Annotated in this window: 20 protein-coding genes; 8 read left to right on the plus strand and 12 right to left on the minus strand. The window is 43.6% G+C overall.

The annotated features are described in order from the left end of the window. Positions 1-64: 64 nt before the first annotated feature. The 6 genes from IP510_RS01200 to IP510_RS01225 form a co-directional block, all read right to left on the minus strand. Positions 65-502 carry a ClpXP protease specificity-enhancing factor gene (locus IP510_RS01200; protein WP_194362973.1) on the minus strand — a complete coding sequence of 146 codons (438 nt, stop codon included), beginning with the start codon at positions 500-502 and terminating at the stop codon, positions 65-67. A gap of 150 nt (positions 503-652) precedes the next feature. Beyond that, a complete protein-coding gene (locus tag IP510_RS01205) occupies positions 653-1267 on the minus strand; it encodes a glutathione S-transferase N-terminal domain-containing protein (protein ID WP_194362974.1) in 615 nt (204 codons plus the stop codon). Between the two features lie 195 nt (positions 1268-1462). Further along, positions 1463-2179 (minus strand): cytochrome c1, encoded by a 717-nt coding sequence (locus IP510_RS01210; RefSeq protein ID WP_194362975.1) that lies wholly within the window; start codon positions 2177-2179, stop codon positions 1463-1465. Next, positions 2179-3384, minus strand: a complete 1206-nt coding sequence (locus IP510_RS01215) for a cytochrome b (RefSeq protein ID WP_194363251.1) — start codon at positions 3382-3384, stop codon at positions 2179-2181. Before IP510_RS01215 ends, IP510_RS01210 begins: the two co-directional genes overlap by 1 nt. A gap of 22 nt (positions 3385-3406) precedes the next feature. Further along, entirely contained in the window at positions 3407-3991 is a 585-nt protein-coding gene (gene petA, locus IP510_RS01220) for a ubiquinol-cytochrome c reductase iron-sulfur subunit (protein WP_194362976.1), read from the minus strand. A 527-nt stretch (positions 3992-4518) separates the two neighbouring features. Beyond that, entirely contained in the window at positions 4519-6456 is a 1938-nt protein-coding gene (locus IP510_RS01225; RefSeq protein ID WP_194362977.1) for an ATP-binding cassette domain-containing protein, read from the minus strand. A gap of 250 nt (positions 6457-6706) precedes the next feature. Here IP510_RS01225 and IP510_RS01230 point away from each other — a divergent pair, with 250 nt between their 5' ends. From IP510_RS01230 to IP510_RS01240, 3 genes are all read left to right on the plus strand, one after another. Then, complete coding sequence (locus IP510_RS01230) at positions 6707-6964, plus strand: SlyX family protein (protein WP_194362978.1); 258 nt, start codon at positions 6707-6709, stop codon at positions 6962-6964. Positions 6965-7177: 213 nt separating this feature from the next. Next, a complete protein-coding gene (locus IP510_RS01235) occupies positions 7178-8677 on the plus strand; it encodes an OmpP1/FadL family transporter (protein ID WP_194362979.1) in 1500 nt (499 codons plus the stop codon). A 378-nt stretch (positions 8678-9055) separates the two neighbouring features. Continuing rightward, positions 9056-10486 (plus strand): outer membrane protein transport protein, encoded by a 1431-nt coding sequence (locus IP510_RS01240; protein ID WP_194362980.1) that lies wholly within the window; start codon positions 9056-9058, stop codon positions 10484-10486. 813 nt (positions 10487-11299) lie between these two features. Here the strand turns inward: IP510_RS01240 and putP are convergent. Both putP and IP510_RS01250 read right to left on the minus strand, forming a co-directional pair. After that, entirely contained in the window at positions 11300-12799 is a 1500-nt protein-coding gene (gene putP, locus IP510_RS01245) for a sodium/proline symporter PutP (RefSeq protein WP_194362981.1), read from the minus strand. Between the two features lie 459 nt (positions 12800-13258). Next, positions 13259-14131: a LysR family transcriptional regulator gene (locus IP510_RS01250; protein ID WP_194362982.1), complete on the minus strand. Its 873-nt coding sequence runs from the start codon at positions 14129-14131 to the stop codon at positions 13259-13261. A 345-nt stretch (positions 14132-14476) separates the two neighbouring features. Between IP510_RS01250 and leuC the strand changes: the two genes are divergently transcribed. The 5 genes from leuC (at position 14477) to IP510_RS01275 (ending at position 20310) form a co-directional block, all read left to right on the plus strand. After that, positions 14477-15895, plus strand: a complete 1419-nt coding sequence (gene leuC, locus IP510_RS01255; RefSeq protein WP_194362983.1) for a 3-isopropylmalate dehydratase large subunit — start codon at positions 14477-14479, stop codon at positions 15893-15895. 135 nt (positions 15896-16030) lie between these two features. Beyond that, complete coding sequence (gene leuD, locus IP510_RS01260) at positions 16031-16681, plus strand: 3-isopropylmalate dehydratase small subunit (RefSeq protein ID WP_194362984.1); 651 nt, start codon at positions 16031-16033, stop codon at positions 16679-16681. Positions 16682-16814: 133 nt separating this feature from the next. Further along, complete coding sequence (locus IP510_RS01265; RefSeq protein WP_194362985.1) at positions 16815-17543, plus strand: hypothetical protein; 729 nt, start codon at positions 16815-16817, stop codon at positions 17541-17543. A gap of 45 nt (positions 17544-17588) precedes the next feature. Then, positions 17589-18692 carry a 3-isopropylmalate dehydrogenase gene (gene leuB, locus IP510_RS01270; RefSeq protein WP_194362986.1) on the plus strand — a complete coding sequence of 368 codons (1104 nt, stop codon included), beginning with the start codon at positions 17589-17591 and terminating at the stop codon, positions 18690-18692. Positions 18693-19152: 460 nt separating this feature from the next. Continuing rightward, positions 19153-20310, plus strand: coding sequence for a L,D-transpeptidase family protein (locus tag IP510_RS01275; RefSeq protein WP_194362987.1), 1158 nt, complete (start codon positions 19153-19155; stop codon positions 20308-20310). Between the two features lie 278 nt (positions 20311-20588). Here IP510_RS01275 and infA read toward each other — a convergent pair whose 3' ends face one another. The 4 genes from infA to IP510_RS01295 all read right to left on the minus strand — a co-directional run bounded on the left by infA (position 20589) and on the right by IP510_RS01295 (position 24798). Continuing rightward, complete coding sequence (infA, locus tag IP510_RS01280) at positions 20589-20810, minus strand: translation initiation factor IF-1 (RefSeq protein WP_021814850.1); 222 nt, start codon at positions 20808-20810, stop codon at positions 20589-20591. A gap of 121 nt (positions 20811-20931) precedes the next feature. Further along, positions 20932-21771 carry a tRNA pseudouridine(38-40) synthase TruA gene (truA, locus tag IP510_RS01285; RefSeq protein ID WP_194362988.1) on the minus strand — a complete coding sequence of 280 codons (840 nt, stop codon included), beginning with the start codon at positions 21769-21771 and terminating at the stop codon, positions 20932-20934. 42 nt (positions 21772-21813) lie between these two features. After that, positions 21814-22914 carry an asparaginase gene (locus tag IP510_RS01290; RefSeq protein WP_194362989.1) on the minus strand — a complete coding sequence of 367 codons (1101 nt, stop codon included), beginning with the start codon at positions 22912-22914 and terminating at the stop codon, positions 21814-21816. 261 nt (positions 22915-23175) lie between these two features. Beyond that, complete coding sequence (locus IP510_RS01295) at positions 23176-24798, minus strand: FimV/HubP family polar landmark protein (protein WP_194362990.1); 1623 nt, start codon at positions 24796-24798, stop codon at positions 23176-23178. Between the last annotated feature and the right edge of the window lie 31 nt (positions 24799-24829).

Here is a 24829-nt window from a genome sequence, read left to right on the forward strand (position 1 = left end):
AAAAGGCCTGTCATATTAAATAATGACGGGCCTTTTTTTATAGCTGATGGCTTTATAGATTTGGTTATTTTAATACCTTGAGACCCGCTTTGTTATCACGCTTTGGTTTAGGCGCTGGCGCAGTAGACTTGTTAGACATAGGCGCTGAATCATCTGCTGGCTCGTAGTTTTTATACTCATTAGGATCAAAAAACATGCCTTGTTGGTTTTCTTTGGCATAGATGCCTAAAACAGCCGTAATGGGCACCCAAATCTCTTGTGAGACACCACCAAAGCGCGCACTGAAGTTGATATACTCATTCCCCATAATCATGTTACCGGTCGCACGACTGGCGATATTGAGTATGATACGCCCATCTTGTACGTGTTCAGTCGGTATCTGCACGTTGTCAGCAGTCGCATCCACCATCAAATATGGCGTTAGGGCATTGTCTTCTATCCATTCATAGAGTGCGCGCACCATGTATGGACGGGTCGGGGTAATAGAGGTGGTTTCGCTCATCGAATGACTTCCTATACTCATGATTTTTAATGATTGAGAGTTCTTTTATTTAGCCATTTATTACGTAATAAATGCAAATGGACTTTTGTCTTATTTATACTTATTTTAGGATTGGTATTTATTCTAAGACAGCTTTTTGTATTTGTCTAATTAACGCACGCTTTTTTGAAAGCTCTTGCGCTCAAATACTCTCGTCTGGTATTCAAACAACGGACGACTAATCGCACGTGGTAGCTCGATATCCATCTCGTCTAATCGCCACAATAGTGGTGCTAATAGCACATCACACCAACCAAATTCATCCGCCATAAAATAAGGCTTGTGAGCGAACAGCGGAGACAAAGTAATCAATGAGTCACTCAGCTGTTTTTTGGCCAACGCAGCCTGTGCTTTGTTAAAGCTGTCTGGATGCATGAGTAGACGCTTACCGAGGACCAGCCAGTCCCGCTGAATGCGCCATGCCAATTGACGAAACTGTGCACGTTCCTGCGGTGTCTCAGGGAGCAATTTATTGGTATGGTAGCGCTCTTCGAGATACTCAAAAATGACGTTAATCTCATAAAGCGCAATCTCACGCTGCTGTAATACTGGCAAAGTATGATAGGGGTTTAGCTCAGTCAGATCTTCAGGACGCTCAGAGTGCAAACGTGACAAATAATAATCAAGTTTTTTTTCTTCAAGTAATAGGCGTACCACATGACTGTCGTAACCGTCATCAGCGTACAAAATCAGCTGACTACTTGGAATATCGTTTGCGTCAATCATGAAAACCTAATGTTAAGAGTGAAGACTGCCATCGTAAACAAAGTTGCCATGATTATCAAGGCAACGTACGTAAACATTAGCGCTGAGCGACTTATTTCCAACTTATTTAATAAATATAGCCAGTATCAGCACATAAAAAAAGGCACTACTGAAGTAGTGCCTTTTTTATTTCTAAAACTATCTGCTAACCATTACTTACTTAACATCTTTCCAGAATTCTTTGTTCAATAAGTAAACTGGGATGAGTAATACCAATAAGAACAGAATGACAAAGAAACCAATCACTTGACGATCGTGACGAGCAGGTTCACCCATCCACGCCATAAAGTTAACCAAGTCACCAACCTCAGATTCAAACTCTTCTTGGCTCAACTCTTCTTGCATATTATGCAATACATGAGGCATTGCTGCATTGGCCAGTACTAAGTTATTAGCACCCCAAGGGCGGCTTGGATCTTCGTAGAACGACAACAGATAAGTATATACCCAGTCATCGCCGCGCAGACGTGTCTCAAGTGATAAATCAGGCGGCGCTGCACCAAACCAAGAAGCTTGGATATCAGGGTCAATCTCAGCAGTAATGTGGTCACCGATTTGATCGGTAGTAACCATCAGATACTTTTCAACCAACTCAGGCGGTATCTCTAAATCTTTGGCGATACGCGAGTGACGAACGTACTTGGCTGAGTGACACCCAGCACAGTAGTTCATAAAAGTCTTTGCGCCGTTTTGTAGCGAGCCCTTATTGGTAAAATCAATAGGGGCAGTGCTACAAGCCAAATGCTCTTCAACACCTTCAGCATTGGTAAATGTACCACATCCATGACCGCCAGCTGCAAATGCCGTACCAGCCGTCAAGGTCAATGCTGCGCCTAAGCCTAGACCTGCTAGGGATTTAATTAGCGTGCTCATCAGTGACCTCCGGTAACGCGTTCTGGTGGCTGTTTACACTTCTCAATGGCAGTGTAGAACGGCATTAGTAAGAAGAACAAGAAATATAGAATCGTGAACACACGTGCCATGATAGTTGCTGTCGGCGTCGTTGGCGTTGCACCCAAGTAACCTAGTACGACAAAACTGATAGCAAACACAGTCAATGCAATCTTAGACAAGATGCCTTTATAACGTATAGAACGTACAGGCGATCTATCAAGCCATGGGATCAAGAACAATACAGCAATAGCAGCACCCATCGCGACAACACCACCAAGCTTATCAGGAACCGCACGTAAGATGGCGTAGAACGGTGTGTAGTACCATACTGGTGCAATATGCGCTGGTGTTTTCAGTGAGTTCGCTGTCTCAAAGTTTGGTGGCTCAAGGAAGAAACCGCCCCCTTCTGGGAAGAAGAATACCACTGCAAAGAAACAGATAAAGAATACAACGATACCAACCATGTCATGCACAGTGTAGTACGGATGGAATTCGATACCATCTAATGGCACGCCATTTTTGTCTTTTAGCTTCTTGATATCGATACCATCAGGGTTGTTCGAACCCACATGATGCAGTGCCACGATATGCATGAATACTAAGCCCACAAGTACGAGTGGAATAGCAACCACATGCAGAGCAAAGAAGCGGTTTAGCGTGATACCTGAGATAATATAATCACCACGTACCCATTCAGCCAGACCATCACCAATGACTGGTAATGCTGCAGGTAAGTTCAAGATAACCTGAGCACCCCAAAACGACATGTTGCCCCAAGGTAGGAGGTATCCGAAGAAACCTTCTGCCATCAGCGCTAGGTAGATACCCATACCGATGAGCCAAATAAGCTCACGCGGTTTTTGGTATGAACCGTAAAGCAGAGCTCTAAACATGTGCAGGTATACCACAACGAAAAACGCTGATGCGCCAGTCGAGTGCATATATCGGATGAGCCAGCCGCCTTTTACATCACGCATGATGTATTCAACAGAGGCAAAGGCCCCTTCAGCGCTTGGGTTATACATCATTGTCAGCCATATACCAGTCACCAATTGGTTGACCAATACAATCATTGACAGCACACCAAAGAAGTACCAAAAGTTAAAGTTTTTTGGTGCATAGTACTTTGACATATGGTATTCATAGGTTTCAGTCGCTGGAAAACGCGCGTCCACCCAGTGCATTAACTTTTTGCCAATACTCATATTAAGCCTCCCCAACGGTCAAGATGGTACCATCCATACCATAGTCTGGGACGGGTAAGTTAAGTGGTGCAGGGACGCCGCTATAAACGCGACCTGCTAGGTCATATTTTGACCCATGACACGGGCAGAAAAATCCGCCGTACCAGTCGTTACCACCCAAATCAACCGCGCCCACATCAGGACGGTAGTTTGGTGCACAGCCCAAATGCGTACAAACGCCTTCAACTACCAATACGGTAGGATCTAAAGAGCGGGTAGGATTTTTGCAATATTCAGGCTGTAGAGATGCATCTGACTCAGGATCAGACAGTAAAGGTTTGACTGACTCAAGTCCTGCAACCATGTCTTCTGTGCGTTTGACGACATAAATAGGTTTGCCACGGTATTTGACAACAATCATTTGTCCATCTTCGATAGAACCAATATCTTGGGTTACTGCAGCCCCTGCAGCCTCAGCTTTAGCGCTTGGGTACCAAGAACGGACAAAAGGTGTCGCCACGGCAGCTACACCAGCTGCCCCGATTGCGGCAGTTGAGGCAATAAGAACTCTACGGCGTTGTACATTAACGCCTTCGGCTTGGCTCATTAATACTTCCTCCAGGTGAATGAAATGGGATTATCCCACACTGGGTTTGTGGCTTAGAAAATATACAATATCAAGCCACTTTGGCTGTGCCTAATTTTGCTAATTGTTGCTATTCTAAGCTATTTCGGTGATAAAATAAATTATTGCGTTAAAAATAAAGCAACCTTGATAGGACATATTATAAGGTTGAATAGGGCAATCAAGCCAAAAGAGCTAGATTATCAGTGTTTAACGGCAGTTTTGTTTTAACAAGGATTGTAAGCGTGATGACCTTAAAATTAATAAGGGTTTTTAGCAATAGCGAATGATACTTGAAATTAAGGTAATGTTCACTAACTTTCACTATCTAATCACTATGTAAGCAGCTGTAAAACAAATATCACCACTTTATACAATAAAGTGGTGATATTTTCATAATAAGCAATGGCGTTTTTATCTGGCTATCAGGTACTTGCTTACTGAGATGCATACTAAAAAATGCGTATGCCACTCTCAATAAACTTAGCTCGCGAATCGCGAATATAATGTTAGCCTTCTAAAACGCTCCAACGTTCAAGCTTAGTCATCATTTCATCTTCAATCGTTAGCAGACGTTCGCTTGCGGCAGTGGCTGCAGTGATGTCAGTCGTGAACCATGAGCCATCAGCCAGTTTCTCTTGTAGTTGAGCTTGTTCTGCTTCTAGTGCAGCGATTTCTTTTGGCAAATTGTCCAGTTCGCGCTGCTCATTGAAGTTAAGCTTTTTGGCAGCTTTGCTAGGCTTTGCTGCAGTTGGTTTACTGGCTACCTTACTTGCTGCATTATTGGCTGGTGCTCTAGCAGCGTGTGCAGCTTCTTCACGGGTTTTTTGTACCAGATACTCTTGATAACCGCCAACGTATTCGCTAACAGTGCCTTTGCCATCTTCATCTTCGCCGAACACCCATGTTGAGGTGACGACATTGTCCATAAATGAGCGATCATGACTGATGAGCAAAATCGTACCACCAAAGCTTGCGACTGATTCTTCTAATAGCTCAAGTGTCGCCATATCCAAGTCGTTGGTAGGCTCATCGAGTACGAGGATGTTGGCAGGCTTTAGTAGCTGCTTGGCAAGTAGGACGCGGTTACGCTCACCACCTGATAATGCTTTGACTGGGGTACGCGCGCGCTCTGGGGCAAATAAGAAATCTTGCAAGTAGCTCATGATGTGTGTCTTACGACCACCCACTTCTACAAAGTCTGAGCCTTCTGAGACGTTTTGCGCCACGCTCGCTTCAAGGTCTAACTGATCACGTAGCTGATCAAAGAAAGCGATTTTTAGGTTAGTCCCTAATTCGACGTTACCAGACTTGGTGACTTCGTCATCAGACATATCGAGTAGGGCTTTAATAAGAGTGGTTTTACCCGCACCGTTGGGTCCGACAATACCGATTTTATCGCCGCGCATGATAGTGGTCGTAAAGTTATCGACCAATACGTTGCCATCATACTCAAGATGTAAGTTTTTGACTTTACAGACAAGCTTACCGCTTTTCTCGCCTTGACCCATGGTGATATTGACATTACCGACTTGCTCACGGCGGTCACTACGCTCTTCACGCAGTGCTTTTAGCTCACGCACACGGCCTTCGTTACGGGTACGACGGGCTTTGATACCTTGGCGAATCCAAACTTCTTCTTGAGCCAGTTTTTTATCAAAGTTGGCGTTGTTTTTCTCTTCAGCCAGTAACTGTAGCTCTTTGAGCTCTTGATAGCGTGCATAGCCGCCTTCGCCTTGAGTCACGTCATAGCTGGTCAATTGACCACGATCCAGCTCAATGATGCGCGTCGAGAGCTTATTTACGAATGCTCTATCATGGGTGACGAATAGTAGGGTCAGACCTTGCCAATCTAATAAGAAGCGCTCTAACCACTCAATACTATCAACGTCCAAATGGTTGGTTGGTTCATCGAGCAGCAGTACATCAGGCTTGGTAACCAATGAGCGTGCTAGTAGCACACGGCGCTTACGACCACCAGATAGTGAAGACAAATCATCGTCTGGATTAAGCCCCATGGTTTTGATCAGACGGGTGGCTTCGCGCTCTAAGTCCCAACCATGTACGGCATCGATATCATGCTGCAAATCAGCCATACGCTCGCAAGCATCCATGTCGCCATTGGCGCATAAATCGGTTTGAGCGTTGTAATTGATTAGCAGATCAGCGGTGCGGCGGCTACCACCCATGACGATGTCTAGGATACGTCCACTTGTCTCAGGAACGTCTTGCTCCAGCATCGCAACACTTACGCTACTATTAATAATGACTTCGCCGCTATCAGGCTGTAAGGTGCCGTTAATCAGTTTAAACAAGGTTGATTTGCCTTCGCCATTACGGCCAATCAGACAAACGCGTTCGCCAGCTTCAATCGCAAAATCAATGCCATCAAGAACAGGGGCCACGCCAAAGGCTAGGTGGATATCTTTTAAATGTATCAGTGCCATAGAGTATCTTAAGCTTATATAATAGTGAGGTAAGGGTTGTTGCAAAATTGCCAGCAGTATAACATGCCACCACGAGACTGTAGTGCGAGTAAATGGTTTTATCAGTACTATTTATTGCTTTTATCATTTGTGACCATTGTCTAATTATTATCACAATTTTTTAGCGATTGTTTCGCACTGACCATTCGACTTTCATCGCTCTCATGAGCGCGTATGCTTATTGTCTACCTATTATAATTAAGAGAAGAATATGAACCAATTCAGCGATATAAATGAGACTTCTACGAGCCAAGTTGATTTGCAAGCACAGCTTATTGACTTACAAACCAACTTCTCGCATCTTGAGATGACAGTAGAGCGTCTTGATGAGGTGATTGCACGTCAGGATAGAGATCTGCAAACACTACAGCGTCAACTACAGCTGATATACAAGCAAGTTGAAAATCAAGACACAGACAGTGGCATCGCGCCATTTGATGTCATGGCAGACAGACCACCACATTATTAAAAAATAGAAAAATCTATTCATTATAGACTGGCTAATACGCAGTAATATATTCATATTTAAACATAAAGATACTGTCTAGTCATAAGGCAGATATAATGTATTTTTATAGTTGTTTTCATGTTAAAAAATCTTTAATATCTCCCACCTAGGATGCTGCTCATTACTAAAAATAGTGTCGAGCAGTAAAACAATGCGGATGTTTGGAGATATACAATGCGGGCCACCTTTCACTTAAAAACTCTTACAGTTGCTGTTGCAGCGCTTTCTGTTGCTAGCATGGCTAACGCTGCCGGTCTTGATCGTTCAGGCCAAGATGTCACCGCATTTTTACAAGACGGCACTTACGCTGAAGCGGTCTACACTTATATTGATGCTGACGTCACAGGTAAAGACACTTCAGATAATAAGATAGGCGACATTGCAGAATCATATGACTTCTTTCGCTATGGCGTAAAAGCAGACGTTAATGATACTTTTAGTATTGGTATCTTATATGATGAACCGTTTGGTGCAGCAGCTGACTATACTGGCACCAACAATTTTGTAGGTGCGCCAACTGATGCAGTCAATAATATTATTGCTTCAAGTTTAACTGGCACAGGTGTTACTGATATTCAAGGGTTGAAAGCTTTGGTTGAAGGAACTCAAACCCAACTAAGTGCTGCTGAAAACCGTTTAGATGCAGCGAGAGCACAGGTTGGACAAGCTCAAGCAGCTGTTAGCCAAAACCCAGCGCTTGAATCAGTGCTTCGTCCGCAGATCGAAGCTGGTTTAGCGGGTATTGCTGCTGGTGAGACGCAGTTAGCTGCAGGTCAAGCGCAGTTGAATCAACTTGAGCGGTTAGAAGGCTTTGCAGATGAACGTCTTTCTAATGACGAAAGCACCAATGTTGAGGTTCGTACAGAGAGCTTAACGGGTATTTTGGGCGCCAAGTTTGGTACAAATAAAGAGTTCCAAGTCTATGGTGGTCCTGTTGTTCAGCGTGTAAAAGCTGATATTAAGCTACGCGGTAGTGCTTATGGTGCTGCGACTGGTTATACCGCTCATCTTAGCACAGATCAAGATTATGGTTATCTAGCGGGTATCTCTTATAGCAAACCTGAAATTGCTTTAAAAGCTGCGTTGACATATCGTTCAGAAATTGATCACAGCATGAATATCGACGAAAACTATCCAGTGGTTGCTGCTTTAGGCGGAGATGCAACTCAAGGCGGCACAATAGATATCACCACACCTGAGTCAGTTAACTTTGACTTCCAAACAGGTATCAACCCAACCACGCTAGCGACTGCAAAAGTACGCTGGGTACCATGGAGTGATTTCTCAATTGTACCGCCGCTCTATAACGAAGTGAGTAAGCGAGCCACTCTTGATGATAAAGGATTGTCATTGGTCAGCTACGACGATGACCAATGGGTAGTTGAACTAGGTCTTGCGAAACGTCTGACGCCTGCGTTAGCGGTCAGTGGTAACGTTGGTTGGGATAGTGGCGCAGGCAATCCAGTTACCTCTTTAGGTCCTATCGAAGGCTATTACAGTGCAGGTCTTGGTGCCAAATACAATGTTACTGAAAACTGGGCGATCTCAGCAGGTGGTAAGTACCTATGGTTCGGTGATGCTGAAGGTCAAATCCCAACGAAAACGATTGTTAGTGACTTCGAAAGCAATGATGGTTATGTTGTTGGTGTAAAGGTTTCTTACCAAGCTCAGTAAACTATAATTAGCTATATGATGTTTGTTATTTAATAACGAAAAAAGCGATCCTTTATGGGTCGCTTTTTTGTGATCTGATGTTTGCAAAATGATATTTAAGTGTGTGTGAGTTAGCGTGCCATTTTGTCCAAAGATTACATTTGTTTGTTAAGATATAACACATGATATTTCAAATATTACTATTAATGAACGTCTAATATCTTATTTGTACTGTTCAGTCATATTTGGGAAATAAAGCACTTTAATTGTTGTTTTAGTGTCAAAAAGGCATTAGTATTCAACTTAGGACACGACTTTGATAATTCAAATGTTAAGCAGAGTAACGCTAACTATTGGATATTGAAGTAATAATACAACAAGGACCGTTGGAGATACACAATGCGCACTACTTTTCATTTGAAAACCCTTGCAGTAGCGATCGCTACTCTTTCTGTTGCTAGCGTGGCTAGCGCTGCTGGTCTGGATCGCTCAGGCCAAGATGTCACTGCTTTCTTCCAAGACGGTACCTACGCAGAAGCTGTCTATACGTATATCGATGCCGATGTAAGTGGCTACGATAGCGCTAACGGTAACCCTTCTAGTAATACCTATGTTAAAGGAGACTCTACTGGTGATATCGCTGAATCTTATGACTTTTTCCGTTATGGCGTAAAAGCAGATATTAACGATACTTTTAGTGTTGGTATCTTATACGACGAGCCTTTTGGCGCTGCTGCTGGATACACTCAAAGCAACTTTGTATCGGAAGGAGATCTTGACGCTTCCATTTCTTCTATTACTAACGGCGCCGCTCCGAGCCTAGCAGCAGCACAGGCTGGAATTGGTGCACTGGCTGCAGGAGAAACAGCTGGTGTGTTAACCACAGCACAGCAAGCTCAATTAGATGGGTTGCGTGGGGCAGTAGCAGTAGCGCAAGCCGAAGCCAGTACCGCAGGTGAAGAAACCAATGTAGAGGTTCGTAGCCAAAGCCTAACGGGTATTCTTGGTATGAAGTTCGGCGCCAACAAAAACTTCCAGATTTATGGTGGGCCAGTCGCGCAGCGTATTCAGGCCGAAACCAAATTACGTGGCCTAGCGTATGGTCCTGCTACCGGTTATACCTCAACCAGTAACCCTGATATGGATTATGGTTATATCGCAGGTCTTGCCTATTACAAGCCTGAGATTGCGTTAAAAGCAGCGTTGACTTATCGTTCTGAGATTGATCATGACACACAAATCTCTGAATATTATCCGCTAGTAGCTATTAGAGCTGCAGCAGCAGGGGCTACGCCAGAGCAAGCAGCGGCAGCAGCGAATAGAAACAGCAAGTACGAAATTAGTACGCCTAAATCAGTCAACTTTGATTTCCAAACTGGTATTAATCCAACGACGCTAGCTACGGCAAAAGTACGCTGGGTACCATGGAGTGATTTTGTTATCACGCCGCCACTGTATAATGCTACTAGTAAACTTAATCCTTTATACGCAGATGACGGACTAAATTTGGTCGAGTATGATGATGACCAATGGCAGGTGGAGCTAGGCTTAGCGAAACGTGTGGCACCAGCACTTGCTATTAGTGGTACGGTTGGTTGGGACAGTGGCGCTGGTAATCCAACGACCTCACTAGGTCCAGTCGAAGGCTATTATAGTGTCGGTCTAGGTGCTAAATACAACGTGACTGAGAACTGGGCAGTATCTGCCGGCGGCAAATACTTGTGGTTCGGTGATGCTCAAGGTGCGCTACCAACAGACAAAATCGTTGCTGATTTTGAAGACAATGACGGCTTTATCGCTGGTGTGAAGCTATCTTATCAAGCGAGATAATTTGACTTTATAATAGCAACCTAACAAAGAGCGACCTATCATAGGTCGCTTTTTTATGGCTATGACATTGTTGCATCATCGAGGTCTGTCAAGGCCAACATCATGAGCGTAGAATGAATTTTTCTTAGTCTCTGAGCTGGCTCACAAGCAGTTACCATTGATACCAGTCGCACGAGTTCATTAATACAGTGGCTTTACGTCTAGCGACCTCAGATTGGCACAAAGCACGTCAATTACGATTGAGTGTATACCTTGAAAAACGTTAATCAAGTACTAGGGCGTTTCTGCAGTCTAAGTATCACGTTTTAGACGGCTTAAAAGCGGCCAAAGCTGCGCCAAACTTTGTCAGAAGCTTTATCAATACGCGCATATCTGCGACGAGTCCCTACCAGTTTAGCGGTCACTTCCCTCCTTTAAAGCCTCGTAATTTGAATAATGACATGTCTCAAAGGCTAACATAATCAGCTGATAGAGCGCTTTAAACATCACTATTATCATATCGTTCTACAGCCACTGAGAGTGACATTAATACTGTACCCATTCATTTTTTGGTGTATTAGGATATATAGTCAGTTTAAGAGTATTTGGATACAGGGAAACCGAGTGCAGATGTGTACGTAATACTTCAAGCGAGGTTTACGCGGTAACGCTTTTATAGAGGATTGACCATAGAGTGAGTGATGGAGCATTGATGGTTGGTGATAGTTTGCTATCACTGCAATAAGCAATAAGCAATAAGCAATAAGCCATAAAAAAACCTCGCCATTATTGGCGAGGTTTTCTATAGCGTTACAATTATAGTATTACCTAAACTTATTTGTTTAGATTTAATTCCATTTCTTTGTACTTAGCAGATACTGAAGGTTTTGGACCACCAGTCATGATACTAACGGCGAAGATTGCAATAGTACTGAGTACAAAGCCCGGTACAATAGCATATAACCAGCTATTTAATGCCATACCATTCATTTGGAAAGGACCATAGATCCATAGGATGACTGTCAATGCACCAATGACCATACCAGCGACAGCGCCGTTACGGTTCATACCGCGCCATGTCAGACTGAAGATAACCAATGGACCAAATGCAGCACCAAAACCTGCCCAAGCATTAGAAACCAAGTTCAATACTGAGCTTTCTGGATTAGAAGCAAGCATGATAGATACGAGAGCAACCGCTACTACAGAAATACGGCCAACCAATACCTGACGAGCTTCTGGCGCATCTTTATCAAAGAATAGCTTATAGACATCTTTAGTCAGTGAGCTTGATACAACGAGTAGCTGTGAAGAAATCGTACTCATGATGGCTGCTAAAATGGCTGCCAACAAGAAACCTGATACGAGTGGGTGGAACAAGAATTGAGTGAATACCAAAAAGATGGTTTCAGGGTCATCTAGTGTCATTGCTGTTTTTTGTACATAGGCACGACCAGCAAAACCAGTCATCAACGAACCAATAAGACTGACAACCATCCAGCTCATACCGATATTACGTGCAGTAGGTACGTCTTTAACTGAACGGATCGCCATAAAGCGAACGATAATATGTGGCTGACCAAAATAGCCCAAACCCCATGCCATTAGCGAAATAATACCAATAACAGTCATACCACTAGTGATATCTAGCAAACTCGGATCAATATTTCTAACGGCTTCCGTAGTGGCTGAAATACCACCAAGATCGGTAAAGGCGACGACAGGCACGATTACCATCGCAAACAGCATGATTACACCCTGTACGAAATCGGTCATCGATACGGCTAAGAATCCGCCAAATAGAGTGTATGCAACGACTACGCCTGCAGTGACCCAAAGGCCTGTGCCATAAGATAAGTTAAGCGAGCTTTCAAACAGTTTACCACCACCCACCAGACTGGCAGCAGTATAAACGGTAAAGAATAGAATGATAACCACTGCTGAGATGACACGTAGCATGTGCGACTTGTCTTCAAAGCGGTTGGCGAAATAATCGGGTAGGGTGATGGCATTATCAGCCACTTCGGTATAAACACGAAGACGCGGTGCCACGATGATATAGTTTAATAACGCACCCAGCGTTAGACCAAGCGCAATCCAAATACTGACGACACCATCGGCAAACATATAACCAGGTAGACCAAGTAATAGCCAACCTGACATATCTGACGCACCTGCTGACAATGCAGTAACTGCTGGTCCTAAATTACGACCACCCAGCATATAGCCCTCAGTATCATTGGACTGCTTAAAATAAGCATAAACACCGATACCCAGCATGACTAAGAAATAAGCGCCTAACGATATAAGCACACCACCTGAAACTCCGTTCATAAAAATTGTCCTTAACCAACATTGTTGGCTGTAATTATTTTTAACTATCAAATTTTATATTTACAAGACAAGGTCTGAAACAAAAATCAAAGACAAAAAAAGCCATTAATTAAGACATAATGGCTTCTTTCAGTACGTGCTTTTAGTGATATATAATCGGTGCTATTCTATGGCTAGCACTCATATAGAGATAGAGAACAATGGAAAACGCGCATTTCGCTTTTCTGTTTTTATTGCTCGCATCTACTATTTATATATGAGTATTAGCAACCTATGTAACCAATCATATAAGACTATAAAACTTACTGTTAACCATCATATCTTACTGAAAAGATTCAATATATGACTACCAGTGTCCTTGTAGTAAATTTTTGTTATAAAAACAACGTCAAGCGTATTATAACGCATGATAGATACAAATGCGAACAGGTTCAATTTATATATTATCGCAGGCGACTTTTACTCGATAGGTGAGAGCAAATCGAGCAGAGCAGTCACACTGCTAGACTGAGTCAGTTTTGGATTGATGACCACCCCAAGATAACGCTGAAGCTCGATATTGTCTGCCATGTCAATACGTTCTAAATCTTGACTGACCATCGTTTGAGGTAGTACCGACCAACCAAGACCGACAGACACTAGCATACGAATCGATTCAAGTGGGTTGGTGCTCATCGTGGCATAGGGTTTGAGGTTGTGCTTGGCAAATTCTGCCAAAGTAATTTGACTGGTAAAAGTATTGGCAGACGGTAAAATAGCGGGATAGCGTGCCAATTGCTCCAATGTCACATTGGATTTGCTAGCAAGTGCGGATAAGGTGCCTGTCATAAAATAGAGCGGATCTGACCATAGGGTGTGATACGTTAAACGCTTATCATAGACAGGTGGCAACGTCACAAATGCCAGTGACAAATCACCATCCAATACGGCTTTGTGCGCTTTTTCTGAATCAACAAAATGTACTTCTAACTGCACAGCAGGATAGGCTTGAATGAAGTGTTTGAGTACAGGTGCTAGATGATGCAAACCAATATGATGGCTTGTGCCAATGACCAACTTACCTGACACTATATGCTGAGAATGCTGCAGATTTATCTTAAAATTCTCATAGTCTTCTAACCAGCGCTTGGCATGTGGTAGCATCTCGCTCGCCGCTTGGGTTGGTACAATGCCGCGTCCAACGGTATCAAACAGCGTAATATTGAATTCATCTTCAAGGTTTTTGATGCGTTTACTGACAGCAGGCTGGGTGATAAACAGTTTTTCTGCCGCCCCTGAGATACTGCCGGTGTGCATGACGGTGACGAATGTGGTTAAGTTTGTGGTATTCAAACGAATGTCCTTAGCTGCTTTATGAGCTATAAATAAAAGTTGGCTGACCCAATCACAATGTATTAGAAATAAAAGTTTGCGTCTGGCTAAAAATCATCAATTATTATTATAGGATTAGCCTGCTATAATCACAAGACATCAAGACGTATTGTGACATATTTATTATAGGTATTTGATGATATACCGCATAAAACAAGCGCTAAGAGTGGCATGGCTGTAAAATACACAGTAATAAGTATTAAAAATATCTCATTTAAAAATCGCTAGCTGAAAAATATAGAAGCACATAAAGCTATATAAGCAAGCTGAGAACAACGCAATTAGCAACTAATAAAGGATAGCAACATGGCTGGTCAAACGTTATATGACAAACTTTGGAACGCTCACGAAGTCACCAAGCGTGACGATGGTTCAAGCCTGATTTACATCGACCGCCATCTGTTGCATGAAGTGACGAGCCCGCAAGCATTTGAAGGATTGGAGCTGGCCAATAGAGCACCGTGGCGCCTATCTGCCAATATCGCAAGCCCTGATCATAATGTGCCAACGGTTACCAAAGAGCGCCTAGAGGGTGTGCCTGGTATCAAGGACAAGGTATCACGTCTACAAGTTGTCACTTTGGATGAGAACTGCACCAAATTTGATATCGCTGAATTTACGATCAATGACGCACGCCAAGGCATCTTGCATGTCGTTGGCCCTGAGCAAGGCTTGGTATTACCTGGCATGACGGTAGTATGTGGTGATTCACATACGGCGACCCATGGTGCGCTTGGTTGCCTAGCACATGGTATCGGCACCTCAGAAGTCGAGCATGTATTGGCAACCCAGTGTTTGATTCAAAAGAAATCAAAAAATATGCAAATCCGTGTCACCGGTCAGCTAGGCGCCGGCGTGACATCAAAAGACGTGGTACTGGCCATTATCGCCAAGATCGGTACGGCAGGTGGCACAGGTCATGCCATTGAGTTTGCAGGACAAGTGTTTGAAGACATGAGTATGGAAGGTCGCATGACCGTCTGCAACATGGCGATTGAAGCGGGCGCTCGTGTGGGTATGGTGGCTGTCGATAGCACAACGATCGACTATGTAAAAGGTCGCCCTTATGCACCAACAGAATCACAGTGGGCACAAGCGGAAGAATACTGGCGTACGCTGTATTCAGATGATGACGCGGTATTTGATACTGTGGTTGAGATTGATGGCAGCCAGATAGCACCGCAAGTGTCTTGGGGCACATCCCCTGAGATGGTCGTTGATATCACGCAGTCCGTACCGACACCTGATCAAGCCATTGACGATGCTCAAGAAGAAGGCTGGTTACGCGCTTATACTTATATGGGTTTAGAGGCAGGTCAAAAGATCACTGATATTCAGCTTGATCGTATCTTTATTGGGTCGTGCACTAACTCGCGTATCGAAGACTTACGTGATGCGGCAGCCGTTATTAAAGGGCGTAAGGTTGCCACCAATATCAAAGAAGCGATCGTGGTCGCAGGCTCTGGTCAAGTAAAGCTACAAGCAGAGGCAGAAGGTCTGAACACTTTGTTCACTGACGCAGGTTTTGAATGGCGTGAGCCAGGTTGTTCAATGTGTCTAGCCATGAATGCTGACAAGCTTGAGCCACAAGAGCATTGCGCCTCAACCTCTAACCGTAATTTTGAAGGTCGTCAGGGTAATGGTGGTCGTACGCATTTGGTAAGTCCGGCAATGGCTGCTGCTGCTGCGCTGGCAGGGCATTTCGTCGATGTGCGCACGTTTTAAAAACAATGATGGATAGCTGATACTAGATAGCCGTTCTCTGCTACCTGTCAGTAGCTGATGAGCAATATCGAGGTGTTAGCTATGACTCATTTGGATGATAAACCATCATAAAGAACATAATTGATAGGAAATTTTATGCAAGCTTATAACACCCAAACTGGTATCGTTTGCCCCCTTGACCGCGCCAACGTCGATACCGATCAAATTATTGCAAAACAGTTTTTAAAATCGATCAAGCGCACAGGGTTCGGCGTGAACTTGTTTGACGACTGGCGTTATCTGGATGAAGGGTATCCTGGTCAAGACAACAGCACGCGAGTGATTAATCCTGACTTTGTCTTGAATAAGCCGCGTTATCAAGGCGCGACCATATTACTAGCACGTAGAAACTTTGGTTGTGGTTCTAGCCGTGAACATGCGCCTTGGGCATTGTCTGAATACGGTTTTCGTACCGTTATCGCCCCAAGCTTTGCAGATATTTTTTATAATAACTGCTTCAAAAACGGCATGCTACCGATTGTCTTGGATGAGGCGATTGTTGACACATTGATGAAAGCCACGCTTGCTAATGAAGGCTATGGGCTAACGGCTGATCTTGAGCGTCAAGTAGTCATCACAACAACTGGCGAAGAGTATCCTTTTGAAGTGGATGCTTTTCGCAAGCATTGCTTATTAAATGGCCTTGATGATATTGGCTTAACCCTACAGCAGAGCGATGCTATCAAAGACTATGAGCTTAATATGATGCAAAAAACACCGTGGATATTCAACGATGTGCGTGCATAAATAACCACGCGATAAGCGACTGCTCATTAAACTGCTGAACAGTCGTAAAGCAGCGTTGAGTTATGGCGGGGAACTGGCTAAAATAAAGAATAATCTTATTATATTCTTCTTTTTCTTATGAGTAGCTGCCCTTATGAATAAACACCGTTATGCTCTATCGACAAGCACAATTGTCGCTGCAAGTTTATTATTGTCAGGCTGTCAGTTACTGACGGGTTACCAAAAAATAGATGAAGCAGAAAACGCAGCGGCAGTGGTAGGTAAAATACAACCGATTGCTGGCGAGGTGAATATTGCCTGTCTGGGTACCTATCACTGTGAAATCATGCAAATAGACAAAACGCTGATTATTGCACCTGATAAGCATGAGCCAATTCATGCTCAAATGGTGGCGACTTTGCCACGTGATAAAAGTGTCAAATATCCATCAAAAGCCCAACTCAGCATGGACATGACGCCGCTCACCAATAAAAGTGCCATAAAAATAGTGCCACTGGCTGCATCTGGTATGGCAGGGCTGACCAACTATTATGCAAGGGTGCTGCCTGCAAAGCGTGAAGTACATGTTAATTTTTATCCAGAAAATAATATGGGCTATGTTGAGCGTTTTGCGATGATTCATGATTTTGTGGAAGCGGGCACTTATCAGTTGCGTGCTTATCAAAAAAAATCTAGCCAAAATTCAGGCAGCTTGCTGGAGACGGCATCGCCTGCGCCCTTGTGTATTGAGCTATTGCAGGACAACACTGTACAGCGCCGATTCTGTAAGCAGATGGATGCAGAACGTCAAGGAGAGTTTGTGGAGACGGGTATGATTAAAGCAGTATCATCAGCCCCTAAAGCTAAGAAAACCACAGCGTAATAAGAAAATTAATTCACCAATAAAAATATATCCAAAAGGATTAGTATGGCGACGATTTTAACATTAGCAGGCGATGGTATCGGCCCTGAGATTATGACCCAAGCCATTGATGTGCTGCATGCAGTCAATGAGAAGTTTGCACTAGGTTTGACACTTGAGTCGGGATTGATTGGCGGCGTGGCTATCGATGCGACGGGCGAGCCTTTGCCTGATGAAACACTAGCACGTGCACGTGCTGCAGATGCCGTATTACTAGGTGCTGTTGGTGGACCTAAATGGGACGCTATTGAGCGTAGCAAACGTCCTGAACGTGGCCTACTTAAGATTCGCGGTGAGCTAGGTCTATTTGCTAACTTGCGTGTGGCCAAGCTCTATCCGCAGCTCGCAAACGCCTCAAGTATCAAGCCTGAGATTATCTCAGGTTTAGATTTGCTTATCGTTCGTGAGCTGACTGGTGGTATTTATTTTGGCGAACCACGTGGCATCCGCACATTAGAGAATGGTGAGCTGCAAGGCTATAACACGATGGTGTATAGCACCAGCGAGATTCAGCGCATTGGTAAAGTGGCTTTTGAGTTGGCAAAAACGCGTGCTGAGGCTGCAGGCACTGCGCCAAAGGTATGCTCGGTAGACAAAGCCAATGTCCTGGAAGTTACTGAACTGTGGAAACAGACGATGACCCAGATGCAGCAAGCAGAGTATACCGATGTGGCATTGTCACACATGTATGCGGACAATGCCTGCATGCAATTGATCAAAGACCCCAAGCAGTTCGATGTCATGGTAACGGGCAATATGTTCGGTGATATCTTGTCCGATGAAGCCGCGATGCTGACAGGTTCTATTGGTATGCTGCCATCTGCTAGCCTAGATAAGGATGGCAAAGGTATGTATGAGCCATGTCATGGCTCAGCACCTGATATAGCAGGTCAAGATAAAGCCAATCCATTAGCTACCATTTTATCTGTTGCCATGATGCTGCGTTATACCTTTAAGCAAGAAGCCGCTGCACAGGCGATCGAGCAAGCAGTCAGCGATGTACTTGATGATGGCTTACGTACGCTTGATATCTTGGATACTAGTGAAGAAGGTCTGAAAACAGTAGGCTGTAAAGAGATGGGTCAAGCAGTATTGGCTAAGTTGGTATAAGCTTCGATTGACTGCTTAATCAAGTCTAGATGGCCATGATTACGCTAATATAGCGTGCTTGATAGAATTATTTCACACATTAAATACCCATAAATTGCTTAGCGATTTATGGGTATTTTTGGTTAATATTGTAATAAAACTTACCAATCAGCATGGCATTAACAGAGAGACTGCACAACTAGAGCCTATTTAACATAAAGCTGTTATATGATCACAAGGGAATATGGCAATATCTGTTATTTACGAATGAGCTATTTGTTAATCGTTGGAGATGTCGTTTATTGATAGGGACTATCACAAAGATGGAGTGAGCCCTGTTATTTCGACAATATCAAGCGAATGATAAATAACCGAATGAATGGCAAAGGATTAATAGCATATTGAAGCATGATTGAAAAACTAAAACTACATAATAAAAACTGTACCAATCACTTAATAATTAAAAACTGAGGAGTGTTTCATGTACCAATTAACGAAAATAAGTAAAGCAATGGCTGTCATCGGTCTATCTACAGCAGTGTTTATGGGTCAAAGTATCGCAGCGACGACTGATAGCATGAGTATGGATAATGGCAGTGATAGTGATGTAAGTAGTGATAGTGAGGCAAGTTCTGTCAATGAGGAGGTCAGTCCAGTAACCAGTGGCTCTGGCATGAGCCAAAAACTCACAGGCGATACTAAAACTACTGTGTCACGTAACAGGTTTTTGCCTACCATAAAATATACGACTGAGGATTTATCGACGACAGCCAAAAAGGTCAATGAAGCAAACTGGACAGAGGGTGCCAGTATAGATCGCAATACGGGTACAAAGCTGCAAGCGTTATTGAATTGGCATCATAATGGTGTGGGCGCTGTCGATGGCTATTGGGGGGAAAATACCCGTAAAGCCATGCAAGCGTTTCAACAAGCAAATGATCTAGCAGTGACTGAGACCTTAAACGACGAAACATGGCAGGCGCTCACCAAAAATGAAAAGCTTATGACGCAGCCAGTTTTGATCAGCTATCAGCTAAATGAGGCCGATATCAATGTCAAAACCACCACCATACCTACTGAGACAGCAGCAAAGGCCAAGCTGGAAGGGATGTACTACGAAAGCCTAACAGAAGCGCTCGCCGAAAAATTTCACATCAGTGAAAAATATCTAAAATCGCTCAACCCTAATGCTCAGTTTACTGTTGATGAGACGATTACTGTCTATAATCCGGGCAACCCTAATACCAAGCCTGTCAGCCGCGTTGTTGCTGATAAAACTACAGAAACGCTTTATGCTTACGATGAAAAAAATAATCTGATAGCCAGCTATCCAACGACGGTGGGAAGTACAGCGACGCCGTCGCCAACAGGTACGCATACGGTAAAAGTGAAAGTGCATGAACCTAACTATACCTATACTGCTGAAGATGGTAGCAAGTTAATCATTCCACCAGGACCCAACAACCCAGTGGGATCGGTATGGATTGGACTCAGTAAACCCACATATGGCATTCATGGTTCACCAGATCCTGCACGTATAAGCCGTCAAGCATCGGCAGGTTGTATTCGTCTGACCAATTGGGATGCACTCAGTCTGTTAGGGGTTATACAAAATGGTGCAACTGTAGAGTTTAGCTAAATCATAACGGTCAACGACTGGCTATCATGATTGGCAGACAAAAAAATACCGCTGATATTTAGCGGTATTTTTTTGTAAAACAAACAGCGAATACTAAATAACTAAAACATTGATAGGCAATAATGAGTAGGTTAGCAATGTCATTATTATTATCAGTTAAACCACCCAAGCGTCTATATCAGCTATCAGCGATAAAGTAGCTATTCGGTTATTGGCTGTATTTTTACAAATACGTTGATAACCATCTTAGTTAGCAATGATTCTGATTTAACTATGATTTAGTTTTTACCACGGTAAGTGATACGACCTTTAGATAGATCATAAGGGGTCATCTCGACCTTAACTTTATCACCTGTCAAGATACGAATATAATGCTTACGCATCTTACCAGAGATGTGCGCAATGATTTCGTGTCCGTTTTCTAAACGAACTTTGAACAAAGTGTTAGGAAGGGTGTCAATGACTTCGCCTTCAAATTCGATAATATCGTCTTTTGCCATAATTTATATCAATCAATTAAAAATAAGCCGATATTATACGTAAGTTAATGGATTAAAGCAATACGAAACCCGGTTTTCACTTGACAGCATGTAAGTGATATGTATGCTAATTTACATGAATTTAGTCAGGTAAGTTCAACCAAATAGGTGTTAATGGTGCATCCGGCAACAGACGCTGGAGACGCTCAGGATAATAGGCATTAATAAAGTATAAGCCATCTCCTGAAGCGGTAGGCGGTGCAATTGTCCTGTCTTTTTTATTAAGGATAGTTAAAAAATCTGCTGGTTCTAACTCATGCTTACCAATCGCGTATAGCGTGCCCATTAGGTTACGTACCATGTGGTGCAAAAAACCATCTGCTTGAATATCAAACACAATAAACTGACCATGTTCAAAAAGCTTAGCATGGCTGATAGTACGCACTGGCTGATTGGACTGACAGGCAGCAGCGCGGTAGCTACTAAAATCATGCGTGCCAACGATATCGGCAGCTGCTTGCTGCATGGCTGCTAGGTCAAGAGGCTCGTAAATATGGGTCACCTGATGATTGAGTATCGCAGGCCGCTGCGGTTGATTGAGCGTGACATAACGATAACGGCGAGCAATCGCCCCAAAGCGCGCATGGAAATCATCGGGCATCGGTTGAATCCAGCGCAAAGCAATGTCATCGGGTAAGAGGCTATTGACCCCGCGTAACCAGTTATTAGCAGGACGATAGGCGTGCGTGGTGAAGTGAGCAATCATATTGCTGGCATGCACACTCGCATCAGTACGGCCTGCTGCGATGACCTCAACAGGTTCATTGGCCACTTTTCCAATAGCCTTCTCCAAAGCTTCTTGGACGCCAAGCACTTCGCGTTGACGCTGCCAGCCGTGATAATGGGTACCCAAAAACTCAATGGCAATTGCTAAGGTATACGTCGGTAAAGATTTAGATTCGATAGAGACAGTTTCAGACATGGTGTTTTTGAGCTTATAAAAATAGAGATAGTTAAGAGTGACTTAGCGTTTTTTGATGGTTGTGCCGGTTTTACTGACGGTGTTGATCCAACGCTGTTTGCGTCTGGCAGGACTATCGTAACGTAACAGGAGCCATAATAACCGTGCATAAATAGCAGATATGGTTAAGCGACCACCTGCAATCACATGATGGTCATACTGCCAACTGCCTGCCGCATAGCTATCACTAACCCCGCCAAATGGACACTGACTGGCGCATATAACGATATGTCCTTTTTTATGAATCAGCTCTAATGTTTCTGCTAGTGCCTCTGAATAAGGGACATTGCCAGCACCAAATCCCAATAGGATAATGCCGCATGGTGGCTCTAATAAGAGAGCCAGTAGCTGATTATTTATCACTGAGACATCATTAGGCAGACAATATAGAGCGTGAATACTGGCATGTTCAGCACGCATTTTGACAGTAGCGAGGGTCTCTTGCTGATCATCAAGCCAATGTTGTCTGCGAGTGTCAGGTAAATGTTTGATATAGCTGTTGGCAGGATATGCTGCCCGAGAATGACCTGTAAAGGCCATCAGGTCGTGACTGTGAATTTTTTGTACAGTTTGGGCAGGCCATGATTCACCGCCAAAACTAATCTTGACACCCGATTCGCCTGCAGCGGCCAGTTTCAATGAGTCACTTAAGTTGCTCCACGCATCACTATGGGCATCGATATTATAAGAATGCAGCATGTCACTATCTAATAGGGGGCGCATACTGGCAGTCAAAACCACACAGATATCGCTACCTGCAAACGCCTCTGCCAAAAATGCCCCTAGATAGCTCAATGTATCCGTACCAGTGATGAGCAAAAAACGTCTGTCACCTTGCGAATAGGCATTGAGCAATAATTGATAAAAATGCACGAAGTCATGCGGGGTCAACTGGCTACTGTCTTTAATCAGCGTGTTCTCTAACCATGATATTTTTGGCAGAGTTGCTGCTGTATCTTGAGCGATAAGCAGCTCTTTTAAGGTAGGTAAAAACACCTCTGCTGATAGTGGCGCTAGAGGACGCCCGTAGCTACCAAAGGTGCCACCCGCATAAATCAGTTGGATAGGGTCAGAGAATGTTTTAGTCAGAGCTGAAGAAGGCATAGTATCAACACAGTAAATAAGTTTGAATGAGAGGCGGCTTTAAATGGTCTTGCAATGCGTTAAACAGTTTTAGAACGATGATAAGAGGGATCAATAATAGACAGTATTAGTGCCAAATGCAAAAAATCAGCAATTATTCTAAGCGTATAGAATAATTGCTGATAAGTATCTAGAGGTTTATGTTGAATTAATATGCTGACTTGAATTGGCAGAGCATTGAATCGATTACGCATTGTAAAACGACCATGCATAGCAAAGCGATTATGCAGTGCGTCCAAGTAGCATTTTAGCTTTGCTCTTTTGCTCACTATTGCCTTGAGTAATCACTTCATTCAGCAAACGTTTGGCGCTATCGTACTCGCCCAATTGTAGGTACTGATCAGCCAACTCTAGAGTCACTTGATTACTATCAAGTGATTTAACGAAGTCAAAGTCTGCTGCGAAACGCGATGAAAAATCTGCTGCTGATTCAACACCATCAGCATACGTGTTGTCTTCAACAGGCGCATCAGCAGTTGATGATAGAGCCGTACTATCGTCAGTATCAAAGCCATCATCGTCTATCAACGTGTTGTCATCGAACCTTAACGGCGTGTTCGATTCGGCACTAGACGTGTCTAATCGATTGACCTCAACATCATCATTTAAAAACTGTTCTTCAAAGTTAAAATCAGCGAAACTATCGATTGCCGCAGTCGACGCTGCAGCCGTGTCATTTTCAAGAGGAGTATTCTCAAGAGTAAAGGCGCTCATATCGTCATCTGCTTCGATGACAAAAGACTCACTATTGAATGCAGTCTCAAAATCATCTGAGGTATCGAGACTGTCCAAAGATAGTGCAAAATCATCCTCGCCGTTTTGGAGATGAGCAATGGAGGTTTCGTCTATATCGTTAACGGCATCAGACGCGACGGCAGTACCTTTATCCGTATCAGCTGCTAAATCATCGAAATCTAAGATAAAGTCTTCATTTTCTAATGAGGCTTCGTGGTCTTGTATCTCTGAGTTTGAAGTGGTAGGCGTCGTCTCTTCAATAGGTGAATCAAAATCGAATTCAAAGTCACTGAAATCACCATCTTCGTTAGCGTTAGAGCTATCGTTAGTCACTGTGTCGAGGGCGTTGTCATCTGCCGTTGATATCGGCGCGACAGGCGTCTCGCTAGTAGCGGCTGGCGTATCAAACCCATTTTCTAAATCGCTAAGTGTTAAATCAAAGCTATCGTCTACATTTTCAGCAGTAGAATTAGTATTTTCAAATTCATCTGAAAATGCCAAAGGATTGGTGGTGTCGTCAAGAGTAATCGCAGAATCACTCTCAATGACTGGAGCATCAGCTATCACATTTGTCGTATTGGCTTGGCTGGTAGGTAAGTCGAAATCTAAACCGCCAAAACTATCGTTAGTATCCGCTGTTACTGTAGACATAGACTGTGTGGCTACTGGAGCTGTTGACTCTCCAACATATGAAACCTTTAGCTCCTCAGCGAGGGTAATGGTGTGTGCATCCTGCTGCATTTTGATGCGATCATAAAGGGTATTGAAGTTCTCTGGTTGATCCATCGTCGCGTATATACTGAGTAGCTTGAGAGACAGTGGCCCGTCATTGGGTTTCTCACTTAGACCGCGATTGACCGTTTCCATTGCTTTATCATAGCGCTGCTGATCCATGAAGCGCTGCGCAATCATAATATGATCGAACCTATTGGTTTCAGTGCTTTGCGTTGGTGTGCCATAATCCGTTTTTGCCGTCGCAGTAAAAGCATTTCTTGCTGAACTTGTAGACGGCCTTATAGCAGATTTTTGCGCTTTATTTTTGCGCAATACCAAAACGGCCCCTAACAATATAAGTACTAGCCCAGCGATGATATATAGCATATTGTCCATGAGTTACTCCACACCTGTGATCACAGCCTAT

It is taken from the genome of Psychrobacter sp. NG254 (assembly GCF_015277735.1).
Lineage (GTDB): Bacteria > Pseudomonadota > Gammaproteobacteria > Pseudomonadales > Moraxellaceae > Psychrobacter.

Coding starts and splice junctions, on each gene's coding strand:
- IP510_RS01200 (WP_194362973.1), bottom strand. CDS start 502: ATGAGCGAAACCACCTCTATTACCCCGACCCGTCCATACATGGTGCGC.
- IP510_RS01205 (WP_194362974.1), bottom strand. CDS start 1,267: ATGATTGACGCAAACGATATTCCAAGTAGTCAGCTGATTTTGTACGCT.
- IP510_RS01210 (WP_194362975.1), bottom strand. CDS start 2,179: ATGAGCACGCTAATTAAATCCCTAGCAGGTCTAGGCTTAGGCGCAGCA.
- IP510_RS01215 (WP_194363251.1), bottom strand. CDS start 3,384: ATGCACTGGGTGGACGCGCGTTTTCCAGCGACTGAAACCTATGAATAC.
- petA (WP_194362976.1), bottom strand. CDS start 3,991: ATGAGCCAAGCCGAAGGCGTTAATGTACAACGCCGTAGAGTTCTTATT.
- IP510_RS01225 (WP_194362977.1), bottom strand. CDS start 6,456: ATGGCACTGATACATTTAAAAGATATCCACCTAGCCTTTGGCGTGGCC.
- IP510_RS01230 (WP_194362978.1), top strand. CDS start 6,707: ATGAACCAATTCAGCGATATAAATGAGACTTCTACGAGCCAAGTTGAT.
- IP510_RS01235 (WP_194362979.1), top strand. CDS start 7,178: ATGCGGGCCACCTTTCACTTAAAAACTCTTACAGTTGCTGTTGCAGCG.
- IP510_RS01240 (WP_194362980.1), top strand. CDS start 9,056: ATGCGCACTACTTTTCATTTGAAAACCCTTGCAGTAGCGATCGCTACT.
- putP (WP_194362981.1), bottom strand. CDS start 12,799: ATGAACGGAGTTTCAGGTGGTGTGCTTATATCGTTAGGCGCTTATTTC.
- leuC (WP_194362983.1), top strand. CDS start 14,477: ATGGCTGGTCAAACGTTATATGACAAACTTTGGAACGCTCACGAAGTC.
- leuD (WP_194362984.1), top strand. CDS start 16,031: ATGCAAGCTTATAACACCCAAACTGGTATCGTTTGCCCCCTTGACCGC.
- IP510_RS01265 (WP_194362985.1), top strand. CDS start 16,815: ATGAATAAACACCGTTATGCTCTATCGACAAGCACAATTGTCGCTGCA.
- leuB (WP_194362986.1), top strand. CDS start 17,589: ATGGCGACGATTTTAACATTAGCAGGCGATGGTATCGGCCCTGAGATT.
- IP510_RS01275 (WP_194362987.1), top strand. CDS start 19,153: ATGTACCAATTAACGAAAATAAGTAAAGCAATGGCTGTCATCGGTCTA.
- infA (WP_021814850.1), bottom strand. CDS start 20,810: ATGGCAAAAGACGATATTATCGAATTTGAAGGCGAAGTCATTGACACC.
- truA (WP_194362988.1), bottom strand. CDS start 21,771: ATGTCTGAAACTGTCTCTATCGAATCTAAATCTTTACCGACGTATACC.
- IP510_RS01290 (WP_194362989.1), bottom strand. CDS start 22,914: ATGCCTTCTTCAGCTCTGACTAAAACATTCTCTGACCCTATCCAACTG.
- IP510_RS01295 (WP_194362990.1), bottom strand. CDS start 24,798: ATGGACAATATGCTATATATCATCGCTGGGCTAGTACTTATATTGTTA.